This is a genomic window from Indioceanicola profundi, from assembly GCF_003568845.1.
Lineage (GTDB): Bacteria > Pseudomonadota > Alphaproteobacteria > Azospirillales > Azospirillaceae > Indioceanicola > Indioceanicola profundi.
This window is the reverse complement of record NZ_CP030127.1, coordinates 1-10,703: the sequence shown is the minus strand read 5'-3', so window position 1 is coordinate 10,703 and position 10,703 is coordinate 1. Positions and strand designations below refer to the sequence as shown.

General features: G+C 67.0%; 11 protein-coding genes. 2 read left to right on the top strand and 9 right to left on the bottom strand.

Annotated features, from left to right (window positions below):
• Positions 1 to 28: 28 nt before the first annotated feature.
• The 6 genes from DOL89_RS16515 to DOL89_RS16490 form a co-directional block, all read right to left on the bottom strand.
• Positions 29 to 331: a putative quinol monooxygenase gene (locus tag DOL89_RS16515; RefSeq protein ID WP_225890008.1), complete on the bottom strand. Its 303-nt coding sequence runs from the start codon at positions 329 to 331 to the stop codon at positions 29 to 31.
• Positions 332 to 335: 4 nt separating this feature from the next.
• Positions 336 to 644 (bottom strand): hypothetical protein, encoded by a 309-nt coding sequence (locus tag DOL89_RS16510; RefSeq protein ID WP_119680498.1) that lies wholly within the window; start codon positions 642 to 644, stop codon positions 336 to 338.
• Between the two features lie 22 nt (positions 645 to 666).
• A complete protein-coding gene (locus tag DOL89_RS16505) occupies positions 667 to 2,262 on the bottom strand; it encodes a sigma-54-dependent transcriptional regulator (protein ID WP_119680497.1) in 1,596 nt (531 codons plus the stop codon).
• Positions 2,263 to 2,358: 96 nt separating this feature from the next.
• Positions 2,359 to 3,345, bottom strand: a complete 987-nt coding sequence (gene galE / locus DOL89_RS16500) for a UDP-glucose 4-epimerase GalE (RefSeq protein ID WP_119680496.1) — start codon at positions 3,343 to 3,345, stop codon at positions 2,359 to 2,361.
• A gap of 95 nt (positions 3,346 to 3,440) precedes the next feature.
• A complete protein-coding gene (locus DOL89_RS16495) occupies positions 3,441 to 3,974 on the bottom strand; it encodes a Csu type fimbrial protein (protein ID WP_119680495.1) in 534 nt (177 codons plus the stop codon).
• Between the two features lie 37 nt (positions 3,975 to 4,011).
• The gene (locus DOL89_RS16490; protein WP_162937602.1) at positions 4,012 to 4,941 is read right to left on the bottom strand and encodes a spore coat protein U domain-containing protein; all 930 of its coding nucleotides are present in this window, start codon (positions 4,939 to 4,941) and stop codon (positions 4,012 to 4,014) included.
• Between DOL89_RS16490 and DOL89_RS25390 the strand changes: the two genes are divergently transcribed.
• Both DOL89_RS25390 and DOL89_RS16480 read left to right on the top strand, forming a co-directional pair.
• The gene (locus tag DOL89_RS25390) at positions 4,916 to 5,371 is read left to right on the top strand and encodes a hypothetical protein (RefSeq protein ID WP_205574717.1); all 456 of its coding nucleotides are present in this window, start codon (positions 4,916 to 4,918) and stop codon (positions 5,369 to 5,371) included. The two genes, DOL89_RS16490 and DOL89_RS25390, sit on opposite strands and share 26 nt — an antisense overlap.
• A gap of 214 nt (positions 5,372 to 5,585) precedes the next feature.
• Positions 5,586 to 6,944, top strand: a complete 1,359-nt coding sequence (locus tag DOL89_RS16480) for an amidase (RefSeq protein WP_119680492.1) — start codon at positions 5,586 to 5,588, stop codon at positions 6,942 to 6,944.
• Here the strand turns inward: DOL89_RS16480 and DOL89_RS16475 are convergent.
• Genes DOL89_RS16475 through DOL89_RS16465 form a run of 3 tightly spaced genes read right to left on the bottom strand, consistent with a single transcriptional unit; the run spans position 6,931 to position 10,673 of the window.
• On the bottom strand, positions 6,931 to 9,474 hold the full coding sequence (locus DOL89_RS16475) for a fimbria/pilus outer membrane usher protein (protein ID WP_225890007.1): 2,544 nt from the start codon (positions 9,472 to 9,474) through the stop codon (positions 6,931 to 6,933). The genes DOL89_RS16480 and DOL89_RS16475 overlap by 14 nt on opposite strands.
• Entirely contained in the window at positions 9,471 to 10,211 is a 741-nt protein-coding gene (locus DOL89_RS16470) for a fimbria/pilus periplasmic chaperone (RefSeq protein WP_119680491.1), read from the bottom strand. The genes DOL89_RS16475 and DOL89_RS16470 overlap by 4 nt, the downstream gene beginning before the upstream one ends.
• Before the next feature lie 60 nt (positions 10,212 to 10,271).
• Entirely contained in the window at positions 10,272 to 10,673 is a 402-nt protein-coding gene (locus DOL89_RS16465; RefSeq protein ID WP_119681318.1) for a hypothetical protein, read from the bottom strand.
• Positions 10,674 to 10,703: the final 30 nt, after the last annotated feature.

Sequence of the window (10,703 nt, the reverse complement as noted above, 5' to 3'; positions counted from 1 at the left end):
GGGCGATGCTGTCGCAGCGTCGCCCCGCTCAGGGATCGATGGTCAGAAGCCGGGTGGTCGTCCGGGTGAAGGCATCGGCGGGAAGGAGGGCGCGGCCAGCCCGCCAGTCCTGAAGGTGTGGGGCCGCATGGTGAGCCTCGACCGCCGCCTCGTCGGTATATTCCTCCCAGAGGACCAGGACGTTGGAATCGGCTTCCTCCTGCGTGACGTCGTAGCGCAGGCAGCCCGGCTCGCGTCGGGAATGACGAGCCACGTCGAGCAGCAGGCGGAGCACCGCATCCCGGTGCTCCGCCCGCACGGCGAAGCGGACATGCTGGACAATGCGCGGCACGGCGTCAGCTCAGCGTGCTCATGATCGAGAAACAGAGCGCATCGCCCTGCGCGTGCAGGGTCTTCAGCGCATCCTTGGGCAGCGGGATCTTCCTGTTCCGGCAGTAGCCCACGATCATCCGCGCCAACTGATAGGATTCGACCTCCAGCATTGGAGCCCCTTCGCTGTGGACCTGCACCATGGGCGGGGGACCTTCGACCACCTGTATCCGGGTGATCCGCCGCTGCGGATCGAACCCGTCCGGCGGCATGGTCTGGAAGACCTGCTTCATTTCATCGTTGGAAAAGATGATGTGCCGGATTTCGGTGATCATGGCGTGGTCTCACACTTCTTTCTCAAGCCTGCGCGCGTCTGCGCTGGCGGCGGCGGTAGATGGTGCAGGGATTGATCTCCAGCAGGGAGGCGGCGCGGGTGATATTGCCGCCACACAGGCGGATCGCGGCATCGATCGCTTCCTCTTCCACCTGCCAAAGCGGTTTGATCCGCCGCTCGGCGTCATCGCCCGTCCCGTTCGCCCGGGAAGGGGCAGGCTGGTCCGGTACGCTCACCGGCGTTCCGGGGAGTGCGGCCCCTGCGGCGGGCGGCACGCCAAGCGTGGCGAAGGGGCCCGCGCTGCCGGCCGGCGCTGCCCGCGCGACAGGCTGTGCCGTTGGCGGGGTGGCAACGGGGAGAGCGAACGGGAAGGGCAGGGCCCCCGCCATGGACGCCCAGCGTGGGTCTGCCAGCATGGGGGGAACGATCATTCCCGGCTTGTTCAGCGGCGGCGGCAGCATGAAGGGCTGCACCAGGGTCCCGTCATTCAGAACGACCACGTTGCGCACCACGTTCAGAAGCTGGCGCACATTGCCCGGCCATGCATAGCCGCGCAGGATGTCCTCCGCCTCCGTGCTGAAGCCGGTGAAGTTCTTTCCCTCCTCGCGCGTGAAGGTGTCCAGCAGGGACCGCGCGATCAGCAGCACATCGTCCCCGCGCTCCCGCAAGGGCGGCAGCTCTATGGAGATCACCTGGAGCCGGTAGAACAGATCCTCGCGGAAGCGCCCGGCCTGCACCTCGGCGAACGGATCGCGGTTGGTGGCGCAGACGATGCGTACATCCACCGCCTCCAGCTTCTCACTGCCGACCTTCTTGACCATGCCTGTCTGCAGGAACCGCAGCAGCTTGGCCTGCAGGGCCAGATCCATTTCACAGATCTCGTCCAGGAACAGCGTACCGCCGCTGGCCTGCAGCGCGGCGCCCGCGTGATTGGAGGTGGCACCGGTGAAGGCGCCCTTCACATGGCCGAAAATCTCCGATTCCATCAGGTCCTTCGGGATCGCGGCGCAGTTGATCGCGACAAAAGGCCCCTTGGCCCGCGGGCTGCGGCAATGGATCGCCTCGGCGCAGACTTCCTTACCGGTCCCGCTTTCCCCGGTAATGAAGACGGTGGCCTTGCTCGGCGCCGCATTGTCGATCAGCCGGTAGACCGCCTGCATCTGCGGGGCTGCGCCGATGAAGCCGAAATAGCGGCCCGGCTGCACCGCCTCCGCCGGCGGCAGATGGCCTGCGGGTTCGGGGCTGGCCACCGGTTCCGCCAGCGCGGCGCCGACCGCGGTGCGCAGCCGGTCCGTGCCGACCGGAAGCAGGATCATGTCCAGCGCGCCGGCCCGCATCACCTCCACAGCCAGCTGGACAGAGCCTTGGGCGGTCAGAGCGATCACACGCGGGGCTCCCGCAGCGCGCAGGCTGCGCACCGCCTCCACGCCCGACCGATCCGCGGGCTGGAGGTTCAGCAGGACAAGATCGGCGGAACGCTCCCGCAACGCAGCCGCAGCGGACGGCGCGTCCGGGACCACGGCCACGTCATGTCCGTCCCGGCGCAGGGCCGAGACATAGGCCTGCGCCAGCGACGCGACCGGTTCGACGACCAGCAGGTGGGAGATTTCGGATATCATCCAATGGAGTATGTCCGGCCGGCACCCTGGCTGCAAGCGGCAACACCATTGGAAATAGCAAGGGATGGCTGTGCAGAATGCAGTGCCCGTGCGTCTTCAGGCCGCTTCCTTCAGCTCCCAGTCAAGTGCGGTGCGGACGATGAAATCCAAGTCGTCATGTTTCGGCGTCCAGCCCAGAACTTCGCGGATGCGACGATTATCGGCCACAAGCGCTACCGGGTCGCCGGGCCGCCGGTCCCCGGCCGCGGCATGGATGGATCGCCCGGAGCCTCGTTCCACCGCCGCCACGACCTCCCGCACCGAATAGCCCCGGCCGTAACCGCAGTTCATGATGATGCTTTCGCCGCCGGCCATCAGCCGTTCCAATGCCTGGACGTGGGCGGCGGCCAGATCGGCGACATGGATGTAGTCGCGCACGCAGGTTCCGTCGGGCGTGTCGTAATCGGTGCCGAAGATATCAAAGCCAGTCCGTTTGCCGGCCGCCACCTCGCAAGCCACCTTGATCAGGTGGGTTGCGTTGGGCGTCGCCTGGCCCGAACGCCCCTCCGGGTCGGCGCCGGCAACATTGAAGTAGCGCAGGGCCGTGAATCGGAAGGGATGTGCCCGCGCCACATCCTCCAGCATCCATTCGCTCATTAGCTTGGACCGCCCATAGGGGCTGATGGGGCGTGTCGGTGCGCCCTCATCCACCATCCGCGTATCGGGCGTGCCATAGACGGCGGCGGTGGAGGAAAAGATCATCCGCTCCACGCCGGCCTCTACGCAGCAACCGATAAGGCTGCGGGTCGCGGACGTGTTGTTGGCATAATATTTAAGCGGGTCGGCGACCGACTCCGGCACCACCACCGATCCGGCGAAATGCATCACCGCATCGATGCGGCGACCGGTCAGCAGGCTGGAGACGAGATTCTGGTCTGCGACATCGCCTTCGACGAAGCTGGCGCGGTCGGGAACCAGATGCCGACGGCCGGTGCAGAGATTATCCAGGACCACCACGTTCCAGCCGCCATCCAGCAGGGCCAGGGCGGCATGGCTGCCGATGTAACCCGCCCCGCCCGTGACCAGGACCGTTCCATTTTCCATGGTCGCCCTTCCGGTCTGCCTTTTCCAAAACCAGATCGGGTTTTGACATGCGGGCTCCAGGCCGGCAAGGAAGCGGCGGTGGCAGTCAATTCAGGCTATTTGGCACTGATCGAGACCGTCACCGTATCGCTGTAGTTACCTGCATTGGCCTGGGGCGATGCAGGCAGGGTCGCCGACAGGACGGATTGCCGTGCCGCACCGGTTGGCGCCCGCTCCGCGACCAGCCCGCCACCTGAACCGACGGCGGCAGTGTCGTAGGACAGGCTGTAGGCGATGCCCACCCCCCCCAGGTCCGGCATCATGCGACCGCCATTTGCGGATTCGACGCTGACCTTGTAGCCGCTGACAGCATTGCACAGTTCGGTCACCGTCGCGATCTGCGTCCCCGACTCGCCCTGAACGATGTTCAGGTTCGAGGACGCATTGCTGACGCTGACCGTGCAGACCGCCGGGACGACGCCGCGCAGGCGGATTTCCACCTGAGACGCGGCCATGCCAGGCGTGCCCGCCGTCAGTATGGAAAGCGCCAGCAGGAGCGCTGGTCCGTGACCGGGCGCCACACAGGCCCCAACCACCGCAGGCAGGGCATGAACGCTGCTGAACATGCCGCGCAGTTTCGCGTCCCGCATGCCCGTCTCCCTGGTCGGAGCGCCTGCACGCCGGTTTTCAGCGGGCTTCGACGCTCAGATACAGATTGTCCCCGTAGGTGCCGGCGATCGCCTGGTCAACCCGCTGGGACGATACCACTAAAGAGTAGCGCCTCTGCCCGTCACCGTCCAGCATCAGCGTACGGCTGGAGCGAAGGTCAACCGTCTGTCCGTCCACATTGATGCGGTAGGGGATGCCGGGGCCACTGCCGGCACGGCGCAGCTCCCCGCCATTCTCCGAACTCAGATACAGGTCGAACTCGCCGTTCCCGCTCACCTCCAGTTCGAAATGCCCTTCGCCGCCATCGGTCAACTCACCTAGTTCGACCGTGCCGACGGTGCCAGCCAGGGCGCGGGGGACTCCGCCGATGATGACGGTAGCCTGCACCACCTCGCGCACCCGCGCACGGACCTGGGTGTTGCTGGTGTCCAGGAGCTGGGTCGGAACGCCGTCCTCCAACTCGTAGATCTCGAACCGGATCTGGTCGTTGTAACTGCCCTTGCGCACAAGCTGGCCGGCAGGAACCATGCTGAACAGGGTGAAGCGGGTCTGATCCTTCTCCGCATCCACATATCCCGTGAAGGTGGCCGAGACCGGTCCGCCTTCGCTTGCCACCGGCTGGCTCAAGTCCGCGCTGGTATAGAGCTCGTAATCCAGGAGGTTCTGTCCGAACCGCATCTGGCGGCCGCCATTGCTGCCGTCATCGGCCGATACCATGAAGCGGCAGCCGGGGCCGTTCTGATGCTGGACCTCGAACTGGTGATAGCCGATCCGAACGCCCTCATAGGGATCGTAATCGTCCGGAACCTCTATGTGATTGAGGTTCCGGATCTGGACCTTGCAACTTTCCTTCGCGACCGCCGAGGCCAGCGGCGGAAACGCCGGCGCTGCCAGGACCAGTGCAGTGCAGAGGAGGATCGCCTTGGCCGCCCGCCTGAACAAAGGCACGGAACTCCTCTCCCTCAGCGATCCGGTCCGTATCCTGATAGCGGCCGGTCCGGGTCAGCGCGTGCTTGTGGTGGTAGAGGTCGTCGTTCCGGTGGCCGGGCCGCCGTCGCTGTCCTCGCCACCCGCTGCCACGGCGAGAGCGGCTCCGGCGATCGCCAGCGCGCCGATTCCGGCCGGAACGGCAATGCTGCCCAATGCTGAACTGATAGCGCTGCTGGAACCCGCAGGCTGCCCGGTTCCGGTTGAACCGGTGCCAGTGGTCGATCCGCTTTCACCGGCCGGCGTTTCCGTTCCAGGGGCGGGCGTGTTCTGGGAAAATGCGGCGGCAGGGGTCAGCGCAAGGGCGGCCGACAGGGCGAAAACGGCGGAGCGGACCATGAAGCTTCCTTCGGTGCTGGTGTCCGGACCTTCGTGCAGGGCACGACAATAAAATGATGGGCCGGTATGCGAAGCGGATTTAGGGAGCAGTCCGCACCGATGTCAACTGCCGCAGGCACAAGGCTGGTCGTGTCGCCCGGCATATACAAAACACCCAGGCCGCTGGCCTGGGTGTAAAGTTTCACAGAAAGGGTCATCTAATCTATGGCCGGCAGCTTGGCGCGGTCGATAGCCGATGACGGACTAATCCCGATGAGAGGCAGAGCATGAACGAGCCTGAGACCATGCGCCCGACAGAACAGGTGGAAGCGCAGTTGGCGCGCATTGGCCGGCTCGACCGGGTGCTGAACGCCTTCGCGCTGGTTGTTCCCGAACTCGCGCGCGAGACCGCTTGGGCCGTGGAACGTGAAGGAAAGGCGGGTCCGCTTGCCGGCCGCACGCTGGCGGTGAAGGACCTGCTGGACATGCGCGGTCTCCCCACCGGCGGCGGAGCCCGTACCCCGATCGTGGAAGAGGCGTCTGCCGACAGCGCCGCCGTTGTCCGGCTGAAAAAGGCCAGCATGATCCCGATCGGTAAGGCAGCCATGGTCGAACTCGCCTTCGGGACCTGGGGCATCAACCGCACGACGGGAACGCCACGCAACCCCTGGGATTCGCAGGTCGCCCGCGTGCCGGGCGGCTCAAGCAGCGGGTCTGCCGTGGCGGTTGCGGCCGGACTGGCCGACATGGCGCTGGGCAGCGATACCGGCGGCTCCATCCGCATTCCCAGCGCGCTCAATGGCCTGACGGGTCTCAGGCCCAGCTTCGGCCGGGTCAGCCGGGCCGGCTGCTTGCCACTCAGCCCCTCCATGGACACGGTCGGCCCCATGGCCTGGAGCGTGGAGGAGGTGGTGCGCATGATGCAGGCCCTCGCCGGGCCGGACCCGGCCGATCCTGCGACTGCATCTGCGGCGCCGCTGGATACGGCAGCGGTCTTTGCCGGGACCCCGCTCAGGGGGCAGCGCCTTGCCGTGTTGCCGGACTCCGCGCTGGCATCCGTCGCGACGGAGATCGGCGACGCCTATCTCAAAGCCGTTGCAGAACTGGAACGGTTGGGTGCGCGGCTGGTGGAGCTTCCGCCCGCCATCCCGCCCCAGGCCTGCATCGAGCTGGCTGGAATGCTGCTGGCGGGGGAGGCATGGGGCTGCTGGGCGGAGCGGGTGGAACGTTACGGTGGCGAAATGGACCCGGGCGTGCGCAGCCGGCTCGGTCTGGGAGCAGGCGTCGGGCGGGACGGGTTGGTCCGGCTGCGCACGGCCCGCGCCGCCGACCAGGGCAGGTTCTATGCCTGGCTGCAGGACTACAGCGCCCTGCTGACACCGACCGTACCGATCACCGCCCCGGCCCTGGACGGCGTGGATGAATCCAATCTGCCGTTCAGCACCTATACGCGGATGGCGAACTGGCTGGATCTGCCCGCCCTGGCTCTGCCCTGCGGGGTCGACCGGCAGGGGCTTCCGATGTCCCTCCAGATACTCGGTCTGCCGGGTCGGGACGAAGCGGTGCTGGCGCTGGGCCATGCCTATCAGCAGGCAACCGACTGGCACATGCGGCGGCCGGACATGACGGGCTTCACGGCGGGCTGAGCCGTACTTCGCCGAGATTGATGACGCCTTCCGCATCTGGCGGAACCTCGAACGGGATCGGCGGCGCCTCGGTGCCGTGCACCAGCATCTCCCACCGGCCCGGTCGCACCGCTTCCACCCGGAAGCGGCCGCGGCGGTTGGTGAAGAACGGAACCTCCTCGGCCTTCGTGCCCTGCACCGGCCGCAGCACGCCGGACAGCAGGGCGGCCGGCATGCCGTCCTGCCCGATCAGCGTGCCGTCCAGGCTGACCGCGGCGTCGGTCCCGATCGGGACCAGCGTTCCGGTCCGATAGCCGGGGGCCACGCCCGGGCGGTCGTTGCCGATGTCATAGCCCAGCGGCACGTCCGGCACATCCAGCAGCAGCGGGCGGATCAGGTAGGGCGAGATGTTGGGCACCACCGGCGGGCCCAGCCAGTCCGTTTCCGCCAGATAGCGTCCATTGATCGGATCGACGCCCACCGTCCGCCCGTCGAGCCGGGGATGGGGAAGGACGATGGCGAAACTGTTGGTGATCGGCCGACTTACCCCGACATGTCCGTCGGCAAAGGCCACGGCCGTCGCCAGATTAAGCTGGGTGCGGGAATCAAGCCCGTCCTCCTGGCCGAACGCCTGCTCCACCAGGTCATGGCGGACGGCGGCGAGGAAGCGCTGATGGGTGTAGTCGGCACTGCCCTGAAGCCGGTTGTCGCCCGGACGGTTCAGCGCATCGACGGACAGGGCCAGGCTGTCGACGGGGGTCAGCGACTGGTAGCGCCAATCCAGCCGCCGTTCCCGCCGGACGGTATCGATGCTGGCGCCTGCGGACTGGCGCCCGTCGCCGAAGCTGAAGCGCAGTGCCGCGAAGATGCCGGTGCTGGTGTCCCCGCGCGAGTCACGCTCATGAGTCAGCGTGACATCCAGACTGTCCCCGAGTCCGAGGCGGTAGCGCAGGGACAGGTCGACGGCATGGCTGTCCCATATCGTCGGGCTGCGGCTCTCGCGCCAGCGCGCGCCCAGTGTGGCAACCAGATCGGTGGTGACCGGCTGGCTCAGCCGGAAGGATGTGTCCAGCCGCGCGTCGTTCCTGGCGCTCAGGACACCGAACGGAATGTACAGGCTGTCCCACCAGCTCACCTGCGCGGTTACCGTCCGGTTCCGCCAAACCTCGTCGCCGCGCATGTAGTTGCGGTAGCGGGCGGTCAGCGCGTACCCGTCGGCGCCCGCGAAGCTCGCTCCCGGCTCGACCGAAAAGGTGCCGTAGGGCGTGGTGAAGAGCATTTCGGCCGAGAGGTTCTGCTGGTCCCTGTCGGCCTGCAGTCCAGCGCCGAGGGTCAGCCGGTCGGTGATGCCCTGACGATGATAGGCGGAGAGGACCGGCCGGCCGGTATCGTAGTCCAGCACATCCTCATCGACCGTATAGGGATAACCCACGGTATAGGCGAACTCGGAAATGCCGGGCGCCAGGAGCTGGCTGTCGAAGAAGAAGGGAAAGCTGACCACCTGCTCCCGGCCGAAGCTGTCGGTGATGCGGATTTCCACATCATTTGCTCCAGATGTGCCGGGCAGGCTGGAAAGGTCGTAAGGACCGGCGCCCAAGCGATAGATGCGGGTCGCCCGTCCGTTGACATAGACCTCCACGGTGGAGGGGGTATCAAGGATGAACTGGCGTCCCCCCGTGGGCTGGGTGGTGCGATAGGGCTGGATGGCGAACTCGCGGAACAGGGACACGCCGCCCAGGCTGCGGCTGGTCTGAAGCCCGTCCACCGGCGGCGCGAGATCGCCGGCCAGCAGCCGGACGCTGCTGTCCGGAAAATCCTTCACCAGCCGGACGGCTCCACGGCTCCAGCGCTCGTACCCGTTCTCCCGATAGAACAGGTCTCCCTCCAGAACCCAACCCTTCCAGTTCACCGCCGGTTCGAAGGCGATACCCAGCGGCCCGCGCCGCTTCTGCCCGTCCAGACGATCTCCGCTCCGATATTCCAAACCGGCGCGCGCATTAATGTAGGCGCTGAGGTCGGCGGGGGGCAGCAGCATGAAGCCGCGGGCCAGTTCGCCCAGACGCTGCACTTCGAGCCTGACGACACGGCGCAGGGCCGGGGGCACGGTGACGTCCACCTGCAAGGCGGCTTCGTCGACCAGCACGGCGATGCCATCCGGCGGCAGATCGCCCGGCGACCCGAATCCGTTCTCACCGGCGGCGGCGCGCAGCCGCTTCAGCGCAGACGGATCGGCCACCTCTTCCAGCAGCTTCGCCAGAGTTGCAAAGTTCAGGGTCGCGGTCTGGATGTCACCGGTCAGGACGGCCGGAACCAGACCCATCTCCTCCCCATCCAGCCGCACCGGCAGGTCCAGCCGCCGGGCCCGGTTCTGCCGCTTCTGGCCGAATACCTTGCTGAACAGGTCATCCTTCGCCGCCGGCTGCGATGCCGCCGGTTCCGCGCCAAGGGCGGGAGCGGCCCCGAATGCCGCATGCACTGCAATCGCCGCCGCGGCCCAGACCGGGATGGCATGCCAGCGGGGTCGGGGCGGCGGGTACGCCCGCCCGGTCACGGCAGCTGCAAGGTGGCCGAAACAGGGCCTTGCGGCACGCCGCCGGGCCAGGGAACCAGGAAGCGGCGGGTGGTGCCGGCCAGCAGATTCTCCCCGGCCAGCCCGGTCAGCGCCTCGCCGGTCAGCTTCAGGCTCTGCGCGCCGGCCTGCAGGGTCACCACGGGATCGAGCAGTACCTGTCGGGACGTGCCGCGGTTGGTCAGAACCAGTTCCAGCATTCCGGCGCCACCGGGGCCGCCGGTCGGCCCGGCCGTATCCACCTGCACATCCGGTCCGACCCCGGCGGGCATCACGTAAAGGGCGGCCACATAACGCACCAGCAGGCGGACCTGACCGCCCTGTGCCGGTCCCCGGCCGATATCGACCGGAAGCTGGTCTGCGATCAGGCGATAGGGCTGCTCCGTGGCGATGGCGGCATTGCCGACATACTGCACCCGGATGGACTGGGTTTCCTTGGGGTTGAGGATGATCTGCTCGGGAAAGACGACCCAGTCGTCATAGGCCTCGGTCAGTATGTCCTCGCCGTTCCGGTCCATGGCGCGCTTTTCCACGCGCACTTCGATGGCGACCGGTTCGTTCCCTTCATTCTCCACGCGGAAAATCTGGGTGGCGTTGCGCCCGCTCGGCTCGAACTCCATCTCGATCGGCACCAGACGGAAGGCCTGAGCGGCGGAGGAAGGCAGCAGGACAGCGGCGAGAAGCAGCAACGGCGCAATCGTTCGGCGCAGAACGGACATTGAGGAAGTACCTCGACAGGGTAGGCTCCCTCAACATACCGTCTCCGCACCGCCCGGTCATCACCCGGCTTCGATGATCCGGGCCGGTTTCTCGACAGTGTGTGCGCCTGGTGACGCAATCGCGGGTTCAGCGACGGCGCGCTTGCGCCTGGTGAGCGTACGGCCGCCATTGATCACGGCCAGCAGCCCGGGGGCGGCCCAGTCCAGGATGCGCATGCCGACAATGGCCAGACCGAAAGCCGCGACCGGCGCCATCAGGAAGAACACGGGATAGCCCGGTGCGTAATAGCCGCCGAAGGCCGGCCGCCAGAGATCCCAGAACAGGCTGAACACCAGCGTGTGGCTGCAGAACAGGAAGAAGACATAGGGCTCCAACCGGCCGAGCCACGGTCCCACGGCGCTGCGCGCCAGGGCCACGGCCAGGAACAAGACGGCGCCGACGCTCAAGATCCGCTGGGTCATGCGCAAGGCATGCAGCAGCGTGCTCTCCCG

What these genes read in the sequence shown, in the direction of transcription:
- galE (WP_119680496.1), bottom strand. Translation starts at nt 3,345, where the DNA reads ATGGAAAATGGAACGGTCCTGGTCACGGGCGGGGCGGGTTACATCGGC.
- DOL89_RS16480 (WP_119680492.1), top strand. Translation starts at nt 5,586, where the DNA reads ATGAACGAGCCTGAGACCATGCGCCCGACAGAACAGGTGGAAGCGCAG.
- DOL89_RS16465 (WP_119681318.1), bottom strand. Translation starts at nt 10,673, where the DNA reads ATGACCCAGCGGATCTTGAGCGTCGGCGCCGTCTTGTTCCTGGCCGTG.
- DOL89_RS16495 (WP_119680495.1), bottom strand. Translation starts at nt 3,974, where the DNA reads ATGCGGGACGCGAAACTGCGCGGCATGTTCAGCAGCGTTCATGCCCTG.
- DOL89_RS16505 (WP_119680497.1), bottom strand. Translation starts at nt 2,262, where the DNA reads ATGATATCCGAAATCTCCCACCTGCTGGTCGTCGAACCGGTCGCGTCG.
- DOL89_RS16470 (WP_119680491.1), bottom strand. Translation starts at nt 10,211, where the DNA reads ATGTCCGTTCTGCGCCGAACGATTGCGCCGTTGCTGCTTCTCGCCGCT.
- DOL89_RS16510 (WP_119680498.1), bottom strand. Translation starts at nt 644, where the DNA reads ATGATCACCGAAATCCGGCACATCATCTTTTCCAACGATGAAATGAAG.